At 40.5% G+C, this 15,561-nt stretch carries 22 protein-coding genes; 7 read left to right on the top strand and 15 right to left on the bottom strand.

What is annotated here, in order from left to right; genetic code table 11:
- Window positions 1-20: 20 nt before the first annotated feature.
- The 8 genes from V7K56_RS33845 to V7K56_RS33880 all read right to left on the bottom strand — a co-directional run bounded on the left by V7K56_RS33845 (window position 21) and on the right by V7K56_RS33880 (window position 6,375).
- Window positions 21-1,991, bottom strand: coding sequence for an AAA family ATPase (locus V7K56_RS33845; protein ID WP_334918075.1), 1,971 nt, complete (start codon window positions 1,989-1,991; stop codon window positions 21-23).
- 177 nt (window positions 1,992-2,168) lie between these two features.
- Window positions 2,169-2,687: a YceD family protein gene (locus V7K56_RS33850; RefSeq protein ID WP_334918018.1), complete on the bottom strand. Its 519-nt coding sequence runs from the start codon at window positions 2,685-2,687 to the stop codon at window positions 2,169-2,171.
- 147 nt (window positions 2,688-2,834) lie between these two features.
- Window positions 2,835-3,362, bottom strand: a complete 528-nt coding sequence (locus tag V7K56_RS33855) for a Jag family protein (protein WP_334918020.1) — start codon at window positions 3,360-3,362, stop codon at window positions 2,835-2,837.
- Complete coding sequence (yidC, locus tag V7K56_RS33860; protein WP_334918022.1) at window positions 3,359-4,510, bottom strand: membrane protein insertase YidC; 1,152 nt, start codon at window positions 4,508-4,510, stop codon at window positions 3,359-3,361. Before yidC ends, V7K56_RS33855 begins: the two co-directional genes overlap by 4 nt.
- 273 nt (window positions 4,511-4,783) lie before the next feature.
- Window positions 4,784-5,176: a PH domain-containing protein gene (locus V7K56_RS33865; protein WP_334918024.1), complete on the bottom strand. Its 393-nt coding sequence runs from the start codon at window positions 5,174-5,176 to the stop codon at window positions 4,784-4,786.
- Complete coding sequence (rnpA, locus tag V7K56_RS33870; RefSeq protein ID WP_334918026.1) at window positions 5,163-5,585, bottom strand: ribonuclease P protein component; 423 nt, start codon at window positions 5,583-5,585, stop codon at window positions 5,163-5,165. The genes V7K56_RS33865 and rnpA overlap by 14 nt, the downstream gene beginning before the upstream one ends.
- 28 nt (window positions 5,586-5,613) lie before the next feature.
- Window positions 5,614-5,748 carry a 50S ribosomal protein L34 gene (gene rpmH / locus V7K56_RS33875; protein WP_334918028.1) on the bottom strand — a complete coding sequence of 45 codons (135 nt, stop codon included), beginning with the start codon at window positions 5,746-5,748 and terminating at the stop codon, window positions 5,614-5,616.
- Window positions 5,749-5,862: 114 nt separating this feature from the next.
- Window positions 5,863-6,375 carry a DUF2808 domain-containing protein gene (locus V7K56_RS33880; RefSeq protein ID WP_334918030.1) on the bottom strand — a complete coding sequence of 171 codons (513 nt, stop codon included), beginning with the start codon at window positions 6,373-6,375 and terminating at the stop codon, window positions 5,863-5,865.
- 808 nt (window positions 6,376-7,183) lie between these two features.
- Here V7K56_RS33880 and V7K56_RS33885 point away from each other — a divergent pair.
- The 5 genes from V7K56_RS33885 (at window position 7,184) to V7K56_RS33905 (ending at window position 10,993) form a co-directional block, all read left to right on the top strand.
- Entirely contained in the window at window positions 7,184-8,356 is a 1,173-nt protein-coding gene (locus V7K56_RS33885) for a Re/Si-specific NAD(P)(+) transhydrogenase subunit alpha (protein WP_334918032.1), read from the top strand.
- Between the two features lie 191 nt (window positions 8,357-8,547).
- The gene (locus V7K56_RS33890) at window positions 8,548-8,841 is read left to right on the top strand and encodes an NAD(P) transhydrogenase subunit alpha (RefSeq protein WP_138499926.1); all 294 of its coding nucleotides are present in this window, start codon (window positions 8,548-8,550) and stop codon (window positions 8,839-8,841) included.
- Entirely contained in the window at window positions 8,838-10,244 is a 1,407-nt protein-coding gene (locus V7K56_RS33895; RefSeq protein ID WP_334918035.1) for an NAD(P)(+) transhydrogenase (Re/Si-specific) subunit beta, read from the top strand. Before V7K56_RS33890 ends, V7K56_RS33895 begins: the two co-directional genes overlap by 4 nt.
- Window positions 10,245-10,417: 173 nt before the next feature.
- Complete coding sequence (locus tag V7K56_RS33900; protein WP_334918037.1) at window positions 10,418-10,708, top strand: hypothetical protein; 291 nt, start codon at window positions 10,418-10,420, stop codon at window positions 10,706-10,708.
- A gap of 81 nt (window positions 10,709-10,789) precedes the next feature.
- Complete coding sequence (locus V7K56_RS33905) at window positions 10,790-10,993, top strand: hypothetical protein (protein WP_334918039.1); 204 nt, start codon at window positions 10,790-10,792, stop codon at window positions 10,991-10,993.
- Here V7K56_RS33905 and V7K56_RS33910 read toward each other — a convergent pair.
- The 6 genes from V7K56_RS33910 to V7K56_RS33935 all read right to left on the bottom strand — a co-directional run bounded on the left by V7K56_RS33910 (window position 10,977) and on the right by V7K56_RS33935 (window position 13,145).
- Window positions 10,977-11,426, bottom strand: a complete 450-nt coding sequence (locus V7K56_RS33910) for a type II toxin-antitoxin system VapC family toxin (protein WP_334918043.1) — start codon at window positions 11,424-11,426, stop codon at window positions 10,977-10,979. The genes V7K56_RS33905 and V7K56_RS33910 overlap by 17 nt on opposite strands.
- Window positions 11,423-11,701: a hypothetical protein gene (locus V7K56_RS33915; protein ID WP_334918045.1), complete on the bottom strand. Its 279-nt coding sequence runs from the start codon at window positions 11,699-11,701 to the stop codon at window positions 11,423-11,425. Before V7K56_RS33915 ends, V7K56_RS33910 begins: the two co-directional genes overlap by 4 nt.
- Window positions 11,702-11,712: 11 nt before the next feature.
- A complete protein-coding gene (locus V7K56_RS33920; RefSeq protein ID WP_334918047.1) occupies window positions 11,713-11,973 on the bottom strand; it encodes a hypothetical protein in 261 nt (86 codons plus the stop codon).
- Between the two features lie 244 nt (window positions 11,974-12,217).
- A complete protein-coding gene (locus V7K56_RS33925; protein ID WP_334918049.1) occupies window positions 12,218-12,580 on the bottom strand; it encodes a DUF5615 family PIN-like protein in 363 nt (120 codons plus the stop codon).
- A 9-nt stretch (window positions 12,581-12,589) separates the two neighbouring features.
- Window positions 12,590-12,820: a DUF433 domain-containing protein gene (locus V7K56_RS33930; protein ID WP_334743507.1), complete on the bottom strand. Its 231-nt coding sequence runs from the start codon at window positions 12,818-12,820 to the stop codon at window positions 12,590-12,592.
- Between the two features lie 67 nt (window positions 12,821-12,887).
- Window positions 12,888-13,145 carry a hypothetical protein gene (locus tag V7K56_RS33935; protein WP_334918051.1) on the bottom strand — a complete coding sequence of 86 codons (258 nt, stop codon included), beginning with the start codon at window positions 13,143-13,145 and terminating at the stop codon, window positions 12,888-12,890.
- A gap of 273 nt (window positions 13,146-13,418) precedes the next feature.
- Between V7K56_RS33935 and V7K56_RS33940 the strand changes: the two genes are divergently transcribed.
- Together V7K56_RS33940 and V7K56_RS33945 are read left to right on the top strand one after the other, a co-directional pair.
- Entirely contained in the window at window positions 13,419-13,649 is a 231-nt protein-coding gene (locus V7K56_RS33940; RefSeq protein WP_334918078.1) for a type II toxin-antitoxin system HicA family toxin, read from the top strand.
- Entirely contained in the window at window positions 13,636-13,854 is a 219-nt protein-coding gene (locus tag V7K56_RS33945) for a type II toxin-antitoxin system HicB family antitoxin (protein WP_334918053.1), read from the top strand. Before V7K56_RS33940 ends, V7K56_RS33945 begins: the two co-directional genes overlap by 14 nt.
- Before the next feature lie 536 nt (window positions 13,855-14,390).
- On the opposite strand, the gene V7K56_RS33950 is transcribed toward V7K56_RS33945, so the two are convergent.
- Window positions 14,391-15,146 (bottom strand): hypothetical protein, encoded by a 756-nt coding sequence (locus V7K56_RS33950; protein ID WP_334918055.1) that lies wholly within the window; start codon window positions 15,144-15,146, stop codon window positions 14,391-14,393.
- Window positions 15,147-15,561 lie beyond the last annotated feature (415 nt).

The raw sequence follows: 15,561 nt of genomic DNA on the forward strand, positions 1-15,561 counted from the left end.
GATAATCAGTATAAAAATAACTACTGACTTTTATGTAAAAAATTTCCTAATTCTTCGGCCAGTTCAGACAAAAAATCAGGTTTATTTTCAACTAGCCATTCTGTAAGCTTTTTAGAGTGTTTAGTCTTTCTAAATTCCAATTTATTCTCACATAATTCTTGAAATAAACTTGAAAGTATATTTGCACCGTGAATCTTAGATAACCAATTATTATCTGAAACTTCTTCTCTTTTTCCACCTTGATGAAGCAGATAGGATTTTTCCTGTTTAATTTTGTCAAAATATTCCTGAACCTGAGTAATACTGATAGGTGTTTCTAGCCATGTAGCTTCTTCATTTATTATCACTGATATAGCTTCAGGGTAAAGTAGATAATTTTCATACATGGGTAGGCGTAAAAAAGTCACACCTCTCTTTTTGAGTTCTTGAATCTTTGTTTCTGTCTTACTCTCTCTATCAAATATAAATCCAATGGCTGGCGGAAATAGAGTTGCCCCCGTTGTGAGTTTTTTATATATATCAAAAACAAGGTCAGACCGTTTTCCATCCAAAAGAGCATCAGTGCTATTGACAGATAAAATTTTAATACCCATTAATGTTGTTCTTGCAACTTTCTCCAATATCAGTGGAAAACATATCTCCTCAGTTTGTCCTTCCACCCAGAGAATACTATCAGCACCGAAAACGTCGGATAATCTAACTCCAAGTTCAGCTAAAATTTCGTTTTGTGACTCTATCTCTTTTGGATTTATTACTGATGCAGTTGTTTCACAATCTTGATATTGAAGCTTGATAATAGTAGATGGATTCGCAGATGCGATAATTTCTGGCGAATGAGTAGCAATAAAATATTGGTGCTGCGGAAATTGTTTGATAGTTTCTATAAGTTTTTTAGCTGCACCCGGATGTAAAAAAGATTGTGGTTCATCAATAATTAATGTTCTATGTTCTTCTGAAGAAACTAGAATATACAAAATGGCTAGTACTTGACTAACTCCACTTCCACAGGATGAAAGAGGAAGTGATAAATCATTTCTATGAAGATTATCTGTATTCCAAACCAGGATTTCAACATTTGTATCATCTCTCATTACAACAGATATCCATTTTATTTCCGGTAAAATATTTGAAACTAATTTATTGAACTGAGTAAACATTCCTGGGATTTTACCTTGCAATATAAAGAGTACTTCCGCAAGATTAGAAGCGTTTGATTTTAGATTTATATCAGCTTTGCTCTCATATTTACAAATCCCAATATTTAGACGTTCAGCCTGAAATCTATAAATACGATTTTGAAATTTATCAAATAACTTATAACCTATGCTTTCTTTAATTTTTCCACTATAATTAACGAAAGGTTCTTGTACAATGCCGTCATCATCGGAAGAAGTAGTCTCTTCAATAACTATCTGGTTACTATCATCATATTTAATTTTATAAAAAACTTTATGAAAAGCTTGTTTGTATGATTCAAAATTAAGTAATTTTATTAAACTCTTATTCTCCATTTTTATATTAGGCTGCAAAAATAAACTTATCTGTATAAAATCAGGATTTTCTAAAAAATATTGAAATTGTCTAACGGCGTATCTTACAGATTCGTCGATAGCGCTCATATATTGGTCATAAAACTCATTTGGATCATCCTCATATTTATCAGCAAAAAAATAATAGTTTTTAGTTGCTGCTCTAGGAATTCCAATAATAGATAATTCTTTTATAAAACTTTGCAATTCTTCTTTTTCAATATTCAGAGTAATTTCTATTTTCGACTCTTCTTGTATACTCGAAAGCTTATTTGGTAAGGTCTTTAAACTTCTGTGAGGATGATTTTCAAAATTTAGCGTCAGTACCTCAAGGAAAGAAGTTTTTCCCGCATTATTTCGCCCAACAATAATATTAATACCTGGTGAAAATTCCATTAGGCCAGAGTTGAGATATGATTTATAGTTAAATACTTGTAGCTTCTTGTAAACATTTTGTATTATTTATTGACTAAGTTAATTCTATTATTGGCAATTTCACTTATTTTGCCAAGTAAAACCGAAAAAACCCGGTCTTTTAGAGAAGCCGGGTTTCTATGGAAATGTCATAGATTAGCTTAGTAAATTACTGCATAAGTTGTAAAACTTAAACTGAAAAGTAATGCACTGGTATGCGTCTTACTATCCTGGAAGTTGCTTTTTCAATGCTTCCAGAGAAGCCCAACGGTGATCAACTGGAGTTTCAGAACTATCAGAACTATCAATTGTACTACTTACAGGAATACCTGGACAATTGCGATCGCATAATTGGCGTTGGGGTATTGCCAAACACATCTGCTCATATAGCCATTCGTTAGGATAAAAATAACCATCGGGCGGTAAGCTTTCTAGCAAATCTTCCATAACCACTTCCCTTTCTAAAGGCAAGTCATTTGCCTGATTTGCAGTTTCATCTAACCAGATGATTTCCTTCGTATCAAGCCCTAAACGCCGATTGTATTGCTGCAAGCAACGGTTGCAGGTACAAGTAATAATTGTTTCTGCCTGACCCGACACTTCCAGGTAATTGCCATGATGTTGCACGCGCACATGACCGCGAACTGGTGTTAACGTTTCTAGACCAGGCAGAAATTCTTTAACTTGAACTTCCTCTGTTCGCTCCGATGCTCTAATTAGCTGCGGAATATAAATTGCGTCCATAGGATTTGTGAGACATCCTCACTAAAATTTATCTTGATTATCAGCAATTATACTGATACTGAATCTTTATTTTATCCCTTGAGAACAAGAGAAATTTTGAAATTATATATGGTTATGAGTTTTCAATTAACTCCAAACTCATAACTCCTAACTCCTAACTCCTTCCAACGAAGCTGGACAGACAACCAGATGACGATGTGGCTCTTTACCGCGACTGAAGGTTTCTAAATCTCCAAATTCCTTCAAGAAGGTATGAACTTGACGCCGTTCAGCAGAACTAAGAGATTTGATTTCCACTTCTCTACCAGAAAAGCGCACTTCATCGGCTGCTGCTTCTGCTAATGCGCGAATTTCGGCTTCTCTTTTGACCCGGTAGCCATTTAACTCAATGGTGTAAGAGGCTTGTTCTTGGGGGGATTGGCTAAGGTTTAGAACCGAATTTGCTAGATACTGAATCGCATCTAACACAGAACCATCAGCACCAATTAATAGCTGGATTTGTTCTGATGTCAAACTGGTTTGGTCAATAGTCAACCAGTAGTTATCTGGTTCTGGGGAATCACCATCTTGAGATTGAGCAGTTTTTAAATCACCCTGAATCTCAGCAGGTATTCCAGTGAGTTCCAGCAGGGTTTTTAACCACTGCTGACCTCGCTGCATCGGAATGTCGCTCATGATCCCCCTGTCGCCTTTTTCTTAGGACTTTTTGGTTCAAACGGTAATGCTTTTTGTTCTGTGACTGCTGCTTCTTTCTCCTGAGTGTCTACAATTTTTTGTAATTCCTCCGGTAGAGGTTCGCGGGAGAGAAGATAAGTTTGTGCAGTCTGGAAAATATTACCAATCACCATATACATCAGTACCCCAGCTGGTAGGGGGAAGAACAAGAACATCCCAGAAAAGATGACGGGGGTAATTTTGTTAACTGTATCCTGCTGTGGATTGCCACCGCTAGAATTTTGCCCGGAAAGCATTTGGCTAACATAAAGGCTGATTCCAAAGAAGACGATCATGGCGACGATATCCCAGTGGATTGTGCCATCTGCATCTTGTGCGCCAACCCTGCCTAAAGCATCAATAAATAAAAATCCTTTTTCTGCTGCTAGTCCAGGAATTGTTCCTTGAATAGTAACTTCTCCCGGTTGCAAGGCTTCTACATTGCCCTGGGTATCAATTTTTATCCTATCTTCACCTTTGGTAATTTTCCAATCAGGAATCAGCTTATTTTCTGGGTGTTCTGCTAAAAGCACCTGAAATGGTTTCCCCTCAACAGTCTGATACTGTATCTTGGTTTGTTCTCCCACCGCTAATTTGTTTCCGCTAGGAATAATGGCAGCTACTTTAACGTGTTCCCCATCTGCAATGTAAATATTTTGAGGAGCAGTGGCAAAGGCTTGCGGTTGAATTTGTTCGATTTGTTCTGCAGGAAGAATTTGCAGGTTAACGCTATAGTTCGCACTTGCAAAAGGCGAACCCCGCAAAGTGGCAAACAGCGCTAACAAGACTGGCATTTGCACTAGTAATGGAAAACAGCCTGCCAAAGGGTTGCCAAATTCTTTTTGGACATTAACCATTTCCTCCTGCTGCTTTTGCGGATCGTCCTTATAGCGCTCTTTGATTTCTGCCATCCGCTTTTGCATTAGAGGTTGTACAATTCGCATTTTCCGCATGTTGCGAATTGAGCCAGCACTCAGGGGATAGAGCGCAAAGCGGACTATCAAGGTCAGAGCAACGATCGCTAATCCGTAGCTAGGCACAATACCATAGAAAAAATCTATGATTGGCAGCATCACGTTGTTCGAGAGAAAGCCGATACCAAAATCCATTATTCTGAATTCAACCTGAGGTACTGTAAACTGAATCTAATTTATCTAAATCACGATCTGTCGGCGACTATCTTTTGCTACGGATAGCCGCACATTATAAATGGGCCATGGGGCATGGGGGAGCCACTGCGGTCTTGGGGTCTCACGCCACTCCCTTCAAGTCGGGCATTGCCCGCCCAACGGGGTGGCTCCTCAAGTGGAGCAAGTGGTGTCATGGGGATTGAATCTTCAATTTTGAATTTTGAATTTTGAATTGATTTCTCCCCTTGCTCATCACTTATTAGCAGTCCCGCTAAATTCAGGATTTTTTGCAGCAATTCTATCATTGATGTAGTCATAGACTTCCCGAAACTTGGGAATTGCACGCAATTCGAGACGACTGCCGTTTTTTAAGGTAATGGCCATATCTCCCCAAAAGCCAATGCCACGGGGGACTTTGACGATTTTGACAATTTCTGAGTAAATTACGTCAGTGCGATCGCGCCCCTGCCAACCTCCGGTAACAGTAATTCGGCGATCGGTAATGCGGAAACGCAGCCACAATGCCCTGACAATTGCCCCAACTGCTAATGGTAGCCCGACAATAGTTAGCCCAATCAGCAGGTTGACAATTAAATCCCCAACATGGGGGCCACCTTCATAATAAACATCTTCACGAATTCCCATCGAACACCTCAGCTTGTGCCAACAACTGCTCTAATTCTTGCAGAAATTGTGGGCTTACGCACTTAGATTCTGCTGCTGTGGGTTTGACAATGAATACTAGCCGCCATCCTGGTGATAATTTTGGCAGCAAGTTGTATAAAGCAGCAGTAATTTGCCGTTTGATTCGGTTGCGAACCACTGCCCTTTTACTGACTTTTGTGCTAATCGAAATGCCAATCCGCGTGCTGGCAAGATTTGCTGAGTCAATTGCTTGTGTAGTCTGGGTGACAGTGTCCAAAGGAGGTTTTGTTGAACATAAGGGCTTTAAGGCTCTCAATGTTAAATAAGAGCCATGACGCCGAATTCCTTCTCGGAAAACTGCCTGGAAATCCTTTCGGGATTTTAGCCGATTTGCTTTGGGCAAAGCCACAGATGCTCTTTTAGCTTGATGATATGCCCTAAACGCTCAGACGATGACGTCCTTTTTTTCTTCTAGCCCTAATCACGTTTCTGCCGTCTGGTGTCCGCATCCGGGCGCGAAAACCAGAGGTTCTTTTTCTCTTACGATTAGTGCCGCCCAATGTTCTTTTCATATTGTTCTCCCTTTAGGTGATTTTTATAAAAACTCACAATCTCTAATTGTATCACTTTGTTAGGGAATTGCGAATTTGGGATTGGTTCTTCTCCTTGTCCCCATATCCCCACTCTTAATTAATGCTCAAAATCCATGTTCCCATGTAGCGCAGTAGTGGTACATCCCCAGGGGAGAGCACTTGACAGTTAAAATAGTAAACTCCGCCGAACGATGGGTTTTTCACGTTAGATAACACTACTTCAACTCCACTACCTGCTGGCACTGGTTCTTCAGGATAAATGTTAATCAGTTTACCTTCTTTGTCCCATTTCACCTCAGAAAGCGGAACTGCTTTGCCTTTGACTCGGACTTCAATTTTTTTCTGGTCAAAAGTTCCTTTGTAATAATCAGGGTAGGTAATGGCAAATTGACCAACTGCCAATTTCATTCTTTTGGCTGGAATCCTTAATATGTATCGATCCCAACCATTGGCTTGTCCACCAAAATCTAACCGGAAGGGTAACTGATTTTCGGCTTTTACGCCGCTAAACAGCGTAAATCCAGGTAAGCTTTGTGCCAAAGTTAAGGCTGGTAATCCAGTAACCAAAAAGCTACTCACGGCTAAAGCAGAAAGTAAACGTCGCATAATTGAACTTCCTCTACCAAAATATAAATCTGTTATCTAAAATAACTGTGTGTTAGTATTCTTTACTAAACTTTACTACTGGCTTCTTGACAATGGACGTTTAATTTTCAAAAAAAGTGCCATCCTACCTAAAGTTTAGGCAACAGCATAATCACTTAGTAGCAAAATAAACATATTTGGACTTACTTCATTACCCTTATGTAGTCCTGATTTGATTACCGAGTTGGTCAAATTTGCACTAAATATAAATACAGTTGGGGTTGGATTGTGTTGACAAATATGTATAAGTGTATCTAAATTTGAGAATTTTGTTATAAAATTTGATCCATGTCATCAGCGATCGCCAGTTAACTTGGGCTAAATTGATTAAGATAAGTTGAAATTGCAATCGTAATTATTAAAATTTGATTGGGAAATTATAAAGCTTTCAAAATTCGGTCAATATTACTCTATAAGAAAGGAATACCAAAATTTCTCAATCCCGAAAACAAGCTAAAGATAAAGATGCAAAATTTGGGAATCAATTTAGGATGTGCAATACGTAACCCTGTTTGCAACTATCTGAAAAGTATGACATCTGCGAGCAGCAAAGCGGAAAGTCTGAGCGGAGGGAACCTTTGCTCAGAACTTCACAAGAAAGTGAGGCTTTGCCTAGAGAGCTAAGAGTGCGAGAGGAAAAATTCAAGGTTCAATCTACAAGTAAAATTCATGGCTGATGTTCTTGCCTAAGTACTATGAGTGCGGGACACGCATCATCTGGACAATCGCTTACTTGGCAGAGATTAGGTATTTATCTTCAGGAGATTTCATGAAAATAGCAGTTGCTAAAGAAATTGAAGTTTGTGAACGTCGTGTGGCATTAATTCCTGACACCGTTGCCCGATTGGTAAAACAAGGTTTGGAAGTGTGGGTAGAAGCAGGTGCAGGAGAACGCTCATTTTTTGGCGATTCTGACTATGAAGCAGCAGGAGCCACAATAATCAGCGATACTGCCAAATTATGGGGTGAAACAGATATTCTGCTGAAAGTCAGTCCACCGCAAGAACGAGAAGATGGACGCTCAGAAATTGATTTGTTAAAGGAAGGGGCTGTTTTAGTCAGTTTCCTCAATCCATTGGGAAATCCTGTTGTGGCGCAGCAACTAGCAAATCGGAAAGTCACAGCTTTGAGTATGGAGATGATCCCCCGTACCACCAGGGCGCAAAGTATGGATGCTTTGTCCTCGCAAGCTTCATTAGCCGGTTACAAAGCAGTATTAATTGCCGCCGCGGCATTACCGAAATACTTTCCGATGTTAACCACAGCCGCAGGCACGATCGCTCCAGCGAAAGTATTTATTATGGGCGCTGGTGTCGCCGGATTGCAAGCGATCGCCACCGCTAGACGTTTGGGAGCAGTGGTAGAAGCCTTTGATATTCGTCCCGCCGTCAAAGAAGAAGTGCAAAGCTTAGGGGCAAAATTCGTTGAAGTCAAATTAGACGAAGAAACCGTCGCCGCAGGTGGCTACGCCAAGGAAATTTCTGAGGCTAGCAAACAACGTACTCAAGAAGTTGTTGCCGAACACATTAAAAATTCTGATGTAGTGATTACTACAGCCCAAGTACCTGGAAAACAAGCACCACGGCTAGTTACAGAAGAAATGGTGGCACAAATGAAACCAGGTTCAGTGATTGTGGATTTGGCTGCTGACCAGGGTGGTAACTGCGCCTGCACAGAACCAGGTAAAGATATTGTGTGGAACGGTGTAACAATTATCGGCCCTATCAATCTCCCATCATCGATGCCAATTCACGCCAGCCAATTGTATGCCAAGAACGTAACATCGTTGATGCAATTGCTAATTAAAGACAAAGCTTTACAGGTAGACTTTGGTGACGACATCGTTGATGCAGCTTGCGTTACCCACGCTGGTGAAATTCGCAATCAACGAGTGCGGGATGCACTACAAGCATCGAATACTCAACAACCAGCGGTTAATTAGGGAGTGGAAGGTGAGGGAGATAAGAGGAGGCAGAGGAGCAGAGGAGCAGGGGACAAGGGGGACAAATCAATTCAAAATTCAAAATTCAAAATTCAAAATTAAAGAACTTCTGCCTCCTGCCTCCTGCCTCTTCTTTTTCAATGCTCCATGCCCCATGCCCAATGCCCATTTATACAAGGAGTTTTGATTTCATGACAGAGGCATTACTTGCTGCTTTGTTTGTATTTGTTTTAGCATCTTTTATCGGCTTTGAAGTTATCAACAAAATACCACCGACTCTCCACACACCTCTAATGTCAGGCTCAAACGCGATTTCTGGCATTTCGGTACTTGGGGCAATAGTAGCTTCAGGTGCTAGAGAAACAACCGTGTCAGTAATTCTTGGTTTAATTGCTGTAGTACTAGCTACAGTCAACGTTGTAGGTGGCTTTCTCGTCACAGATAGAATGCTGCAAATGTTCAAGAAGAAGGAGATTAAGGCGTGAGCGACTTTTTACCAACTGGCATTCAGCTGACATATTTAGTCGCTGCATCCTTATTCATTTTTGGTTTGAAAAAGCTGGGTTCACCAGCTACAGCGCGAAACGGTAATGTAATTGCATCTGTGGGAATGCTGCTGGCAATTGTGGCGACAATGCTGGATCAGCATGTGTTGAACTACGAGATGATATTGTTGGGCTTGGCGATTGGATCGGGAATTGGGGCGATTGTTGCCTATAAAGTCCAAATGACGGAAATGCCCCAAATGGTGGGTTTACTCAACGGTTTAGGTGGTGCGGCTTCAGCATTAGTCGCCGTTGCCGAATTCTGGCGATTATTGGATTCTGGCGCACCCGTACCCCTAGATGTGAATATTTCCATGCTATTGGACGTGTTAATCGGTGGCGTTACCTTCACAGGTAGTTTTTTAGCCTTTGCTAAATTGCAAGGTTTAGTTAGCGGTTCGCCGATTACATTTCCTTTCCAGCAACCATTTAACCTCTTACTTCTGGGTGCTTATTTGGTAGGCAGTGCCTATTTAATCATCACACCAGATAGCTTACCCATATTCTTGGGAGTGGTAGCTGTTTCCTTAGTGCTGGGTGTGATGTTTGTCATCCCCATTGGTGGCGGCGATATGCCAGTGGTAATCTCACTGTTGAACTCCTTGTCAGGTGTGGCGGCGGCGGCGGCTGGTTTCGTGGTGATGAACAATATGTTAATCATCGCTGGGGCTTTGGTAGGAGCATCTGGCTTAATCCTCACCGAAATTATGTGTAAGGCAATGAACCGCTCTCTCTTCAGTGTGCTATTCAGTGCTTTTGGTACAGGAGCTACTTCTGGTGATGGTGCTGCTAGTGGTGGTGCAACAGATCAAACTGTCCGCAGTATCGATCCCGAAGAAGGAGCGATGATGTTGGGTTATGCCCGGTCTGTGGTAATTGTACCTGGTTATGGGATGGCAGTTGCCCAAGCGCAACATAGCGTCCGGGAATTGTCAGATCAGTTAGAAAAAATGGGCGTTGAGGTCAAGTATGCCATTCACCCTGTTGCTGGGAGAATGCCGGGACACATGAATGTGTTGCTAGCAGAGGCAAATGTGGCTTATACCCAGTTGTACGACATGGATGATATTAATCCCCAGTTTGAACAAGCGGATGTGGCTTTGGTAATTGGGGCAAATGATGTGGTAAATCCGGCGGCGCGAAGTGATACAAATAGCCCAATTTATGGTATGCCGATTTTGGAAGTAGATCGGGCGAAGCAGACGATTGTGATTAAGCGCGGGATGAGTACGGGTTTTGCTGGTGTAGATAATGAGTTGTTCTACAAGGATAAAACTACGATGCTTTTTGGTAGTGCGAAGGATATGGTGGCGAAGTTGGTTTCAGAAGTGAAGCAACTTTAACGAACCGCGTTCACAACGCTTTTTGCACACAAGGTGCGAAGAAAAAAAGAATTAGCAATTGGGCTTGCTTTGGGAATTTGTTATTTCCAAAGCAAGTTTTTTAGTAAAAAATAATTCTTGTATGTGCTATTTTATAGTACAGATGTTTTATATTCTCCATTAGGAGGTTTAATATGGATAAAAACTCTATTCGCTTTACCTCGCTACAATACCCAGGAAAAATAATGAACAAACAACATTATTCACTATTTAGCCCAACTTTTTGGGCTACACCAGCAAATCAACAAAAACTAGAGGAAGAAACTCAAACAAGAAGTAACGAGTTAGCAAAAGAGCATGAAAGGATACTGCATGATTATGAAATGACACTGAATGCTATTCACTTAGCAGTATTATATACACGAATAAGAATGGAGCAACCACACAATTCACTATTTGGTTCATCTGATTCCCTATTTGGGTAATAAAATCTAGCTACGCCAACACAAAAACCAGAACAATAAACTCAAAGAAGAACCCAAAAATTAAACAAGGAGTTTTGGTTTGTGAAAAAAAGCGAAGCGATCGCTCCCCTTTTTCGTCTGTGTCTTCTGCGCCTCTGCGGTTCGTTAAAAAGAGCGATAGCCTGCAAAATCTTCACCATGCGATCGCTCTCTTTTTACTCTGCACCTCTGTGGTTCGTTAAAAAGAGCGATCGCCAATTTTTCAGCGTGCGATCGCTCTGCAATATAATTAAGACTGCGGTATAACACTGCGCGGCTCAACAACTACGATTGCAGAAAAACGTTTAAAGTCATCAATATTAAATGTAAGTAGATGTGTAATCTGGTGTGTTATCATCGCCGCAACTAAACGTGCATCATGCACCTTTTTTCCCATGACTTGGTATTTAACAATTAGAGATTCCCACTCATCAAAAATAGCAGGGATATCAAGGTATAGTATAAATATTTTCTTGAGTTTATCAGTTTCTTCTACTGCTTGAGCCGTGGATAAACCTAAACCATTACTATTAATTGGTCTTGTAGCAACAGCCCAAAACTCAATGAGATTCTGTGGAATTATATATAATAATTCCCCTTGTCTCTTGAGCATCAATATAGCTCTTTGAGTATCAAAGTGCATTGGGCTATTCTTCTGCACCAAACGCAGCAAAATATTAGTATCCACCAAATAGCTCATAACATTTCATCTTCTCTGGTGTAAATACTCTCTCGACTAATTGCTTCATCTGAAAGTGCTGGTGCTAAAGAAAAAGCAGGACTATTTATTAAATCTGTTAATATAGCTTCCCACTCTTCTTGAGTTGATACTTGATAAAAAAAACTTTCTTCATGGCTGGTTAAACTGTTTTCAATCAGAGATGCAAGATAAGCTTCTACCGATAAACCTTGTGCAGCAGCTTCAGCAATGAGACGAGCCTCTATTTCTGGTTTCAATTGTAGCTGTATGGTCATTATGTTGTCTCCTAATTCCCTGAGTTGTAGAAGTCTTCATCTGGATCATCGCAAAAGTCTTCTCCCTCTAACTCTGAGAATATATTTAATTCACTACCAGGTGCATAATCTGCAATAGCTGTGGTTGTGGCTAGTGTTAATTGGTATTTTTGCTCATCTTTGGTAAGTGAGTGCTTTTCTTGAAGAATCAATTGCAGGGCTGATTCAGCTATCTTTAGGCGATCGCTTATGCTTAGGTTTGGGAGTGCTTGGAGAATTTCTTTAGTTTCCATACTAATTCAGAGAGCAACTTATATTACTAATGATAGTGAAATTATGATAAGCGATCGCCTATAAAAATCTCCACAGTGCGTAGGCGTTGGCGTAGCCTCTCGTAGAGAAGCCCATCAAAGGTATCGCCCTCTCCTTACTCTGTTTTTTCTGTGCCTCTGTGGTTCGTTAAAAAGAGCGATCGCCTGTAAAATCTCCACAGTGCGATCGCTACGGTAAGCTACACTAACAATTAATCAACTTAACTTATATCAGTAATCGCCTTATCCGGAAAGTTTCGTTACTGACAGAAATAATCGCCCCTAGTTCTAAATCTGCTTGACATTCCCTTAAAACTTCTGTCAAACGCTCATTAATTGCGTTGTAATTTTCATTTCCTAATCTAAACAAAATTACACTGGGTAAATTATCCCCACTAGTGGCTAAAAGTTGGGCAAAATCCAAGTCTACAGTTAATAAAATCCTCTCTTCTGTACGAGCTTTCACTAAAATCTGATCATCTGGTAGTCTTTGCAATCCTTCATCGCGCAAATGTACCACATCATAACCAGAACTACACAACCAAGACACAGTGCGTAGAGAAATTCCCATATCAGCTAAAAATTTCATTTTACTGAATTAAGCGGTTTTGAAGGGATAAACCCGTTCTTGAGTTAACCAAGCTGCGTAAAGTAAAGATTGACGAATATCCTCTGGTTCTAAATCAGGATATTCTTCTAAAATCTTTTCTACAGATTTGCCATTAGCTACCAAATTAACCACCAATGAAACTGGAATCCGCATCCCGCGAATACACGCTTGTCCCGCCATAATGCGAGGATCAAATGTAACTCTTTCCAAGCCTAACATAAATTATTTTTTGTAATATCTTCTAGTTTCTCATAAATTGCTTGAGCATAGAGGGGATACCTCCAGTTCATCTCTGTACATAATTCTTTGAGTTGTGGAAGTCTTCATCTGGATACTCGCAAAAGTCTTCTCCTTTTAAGTCAGAGAATATATCTAATTCACTACCAGGTGCATAGTCTACAATAGCTGTGATTGCGGCTAGTGCTAATTGGCGTTTTTGCTCATCTTTAGCTTGAAGAACCAATTGCAGGGCTGATTCAGTTATCTTCAGGCGATCGCTTATGCTCAGGTTTGGGAGTGCTTGGAGAATTTCTTTAGTTTCCATATTTATTCATAGAGCAACTTATATTACTAATGGTAGTGAAATTATGATAAGCGATCGCCTATAAAAATCTCCACAATGCGTAGGTGAAGCCCATCAAAGGCATCGCTCTCTTCTTACTCTGTATCCTGTGCGCCTTTGTAGTTGCTTAAAAAGAGCGATCGCATAAGCACTTAGTTGGGAATACGTACGCTCTGAACTCATCTTTGAGTATTGCATTCTCCAATTTGCTATAAGTGCGATATCTTGGGATTAATTAAGCGTCTAAACCTGACAATGCCAAAGAAAATCAGGGAACTCAAACAAATGTTAGCAAGAGCGAATTTTACAGAAATCCCAGGTAAAGGAAGTCATACAAACTGGATACATCCTTTATATTCAGGAAAACTTACGGTTTCTGGGAAAGACAGTTCAGACGCAAAACGCTATCAAGAGAAAGACGTTCAACAAGCAATTCAAGAAGTAGAAGAAAAACAGCGAAATAATCAAGAAGATGAGCAAATTTAAATATCAAATGCTAATTCAATGGTCTGATGAAGACAACTGCTTTTTAGTCGGATTTCCCGATTTCCCTGGACAGCCTTTTCGGACGCATGGCGACACTTATGAGGAAGCTGTTGCAAATGGTGCTGAAGCATTGGAGTCACTGATAATGGCTTATGAAGCCACCGGAGAAGCACTTCCAAAACCGACCGTTTGTAAGACGGCTTAAATGGATAGTGCGTTGAGAAAGTGACTCGCTTCTTTTGTATAGCCTAACCGTGACTTTATAAGCTAGATGATCATTTGCTTTTTATTGAAATGCGTAGGCAAAGCCCGCCGCAGGCATTCCTCTCTTCTTCCTCTGTGTTCTCTGCGCCTAGAAAGGTTCGTTAAAAAAAGCGTAGGTTCGCGCAGCGTCTCGTAGAGAAGTCCGCCGTACCCTTCGGGACAAGCTACGCGTAGCGTCTCGTAGAGAAGTCCGCCGTACCCTTCGGGACAAGCTACGCGTAGCGTCTCGTAGAGAAGGCGAGAGATCTGCAAAATCTCCACTATGCGTAGGCGAAGCCCACCAAAGGCATCGCTTCTTCTTCCTTTGTGTCTTAGTGTCTTTGTGGTTCGTTAACAAATAATTTGGTAACTGAGATAAACCAGTTGTAAAACACGAAAACGTAGTGATGTGATTATACAAAACACCCCACTCCACATTAGCCTCAGCCAAAGTGAAATGAGGTGCTTTTATTATCGGTAATTAAACAGACTTTAAAATTAATCTAATGACTTGCCAGCTTTACTTAGAAGCTTACCTAATCTTTGAATTGGCCCCTTAAATCCCCTTGGGGCTTCAGTTGCAGCTTGTTGAGTTTGTTCGCCCAGTTTTGTCAGCACCTCGGCAAAGTCAGCCCCTTTAGCGGTTTTGCGCTTCAAAAGTTGCTTAAGTTCTTTAAGTCCATTAGCAACTTCTTGGAGATTCTCGTTTTCAGACTTATGCAATAAGGTGTACCACGTATCAATCACACCTTGCGCCGCCTCAGGTTCAATTTTAGTCAAGTCTCCTTCAAGGGTTTCTATTACTGATTCTATATGTTCAATCTGTTCGCGGTCTTCCGCCTTACCTAGTGAAACACCTATATTGCGAAGTTGCTTACCTAACTTCTGTAACGGAGTTTTTAGTTCCTTATCAGTATCAGAAGCAACATTACCTGTTTGCTCACCAATTTCAGTTAGCACTTCACCAATTTCATGACCTGTAGCTTTACCACTTTTCAACAGTTGCTTGAGTTGCTTGAGGTTATCGGCAATTTCTTTGATTTCTGGCTCTTTAGCTTTGTGTAAATAAGTATACCACTCATCAATTAAGCCAGTAGCAGTTTCGCTATCAAGAGCAGTCAAGTCTCCTTCTAGTGCAGAAAGAAGTGAATCTAAATCCAAGTCATCAGCTTTATCAGCTTTTTTAGCTGCTGTGCTTTCTTTCTTGGCAGCAGTCTCCCCTTGTTTACTATTGGATTTTTGTTGAGAACTCATGGTGTAATTTCCGTAACAAAACTAAATAAATGTACAGGTATCACTTTATAAAGGCTCTACGGAATTGCCCTCATTCTTAGGTAAGACTTACGCACTATATAAATCTATAATTATATATATTAATAGGAATCAAACTTTTCAGACCTTTAGTGAAAGCCCAACAACAAGTAGTATTCACTTTTTCTGTAAGCTTTCCTACAGAGTAGCTGTTCTCGAAGCTAGGGGCTGATTGTAGCATAGGTGTAAAAGTGCTAATAAATATTTCTACCTTTGAGCGAAATAAGCTGTTAAGTACTTAATTTACACATTGAAACCGCAGGGGAGCAGGAAAGCAGGGGAGAGGGTTTGAAGTTCTTACCTACAATTTAAATTGTGCAACTTGTATGCACAACAGCTTATAAAAAAATTATTGTCG

It is taken from the genome of Nostoc sp. (assembly GCF_036917535.1).
GTDB lineage: Bacteria > Cyanobacteriota > Cyanobacteriia > Cyanobacteriales > Nostocaceae > Nostoc.

Bases quoted from the DNA above. Each gene is read 5' to 3' on its own strand.
- V7K56_RS33915 (WP_334918045.1), bottom strand. From the start codon at position 11,701: ATGACCATACAGCTACAATTGAAACCAGAAATAGAGGCTCGTCTCATT.
- V7K56_RS33930 (WP_334743507.1), bottom strand. From the start codon at position 12,820: ATGTTAGGCTTGGAAAGAGTTACATTTGATCCTCGCATTATGGCGGGA.
- V7K56_RS33855 (WP_334918020.1), bottom strand. From the start codon at position 3,362: ATGAGCGACATTCCGATGCAGCGAGGTCAGCAGTGGTTAAAAACCCTG.
- V7K56_RS33890 (WP_138499926.1), top strand. From the start codon at position 8,548: ATGACAGAGGCATTACTTGCTGCTTTGTTTGTATTTGTTTTAGCATCT.
- V7K56_RS33885 (WP_334918032.1), top strand. From the start codon at position 7,184: ATGAAAATAGCAGTTGCTAAAGAAATTGAAGTTTGTGAACGTCGTGTG.
- V7K56_RS33925 (WP_334918049.1), bottom strand. From the start codon at position 12,580: ATGAAATTTTTAGCTGATATGGGAATTTCTCTACGCACTGTGTCTTGG.
- V7K56_RS33920 (WP_334918047.1), bottom strand. From the start codon at position 11,973: ATGGAAACTAAAGAAATTCTCCAAGCACTCCCAAACCTAAGCATAAGC.
- V7K56_RS33935 (WP_334918051.1), bottom strand. From the start codon at position 13,145: ATGGAAACTAAAGAAATTCTCCAAGCACTCCCAAACCTGAGCATAAGC.
- rpmH (WP_334918028.1), bottom strand. From the start codon at position 5,748: ATGAAAAGAACATTGGGCGGCACTAATCGTAAGAGAAAAAGAACCTCT.
- V7K56_RS33940 (WP_334918078.1), top strand. From the start codon at position 13,419: ATGCCAAAGAAAATCAGGGAACTCAAACAAATGTTAGCAAGAGCGAAT.
- yidC (WP_334918022.1), bottom strand. From the start codon at position 4,510: ATGGATTTTGGTATCGGCTTTCTCTCGAACAACGTGATGCTGCCAATC.
- V7K56_RS33945 (WP_334918053.1), top strand. From the start codon at position 13,636: ATGAGCAAATTTAAATATCAAATGCTAATTCAATGGTCTGATGAAGAC.
- V7K56_RS33950 (WP_334918055.1), bottom strand. From the start codon at position 15,146: ATGAGTTCTCAACAAAAATCCAATAGTAAACAAGGGGAGACTGCTGCC.
- V7K56_RS33865 (WP_334918024.1), bottom strand. From the start codon at position 5,176: ATGGGAATTCGTGAAGATGTTTATTATGAAGGTGGCCCCCATGTTGGG.
- V7K56_RS33850 (WP_334918018.1), bottom strand. From the start codon at position 2,687: ATGGACGCAATTTATATTCCGCAGCTAATTAGAGCATCGGAGCGAACA.
- V7K56_RS33910 (WP_334918043.1), bottom strand. From the start codon at position 11,426: ATGAGCTATTTGGTGGATACTAATATTTTGCTGCGTTTGGTGCAGAAG.
- V7K56_RS33900 (WP_334918037.1), top strand. From the start codon at position 10,418: ATGGATAAAAACTCTATTCGCTTTACCTCGCTACAATACCCAGGAAAA.
- V7K56_RS33880 (WP_334918030.1), bottom strand. From the start codon at position 6,375: ATGCGACGTTTACTTTCTGCTTTAGCCGTGAGTAGCTTTTTGGTTACT.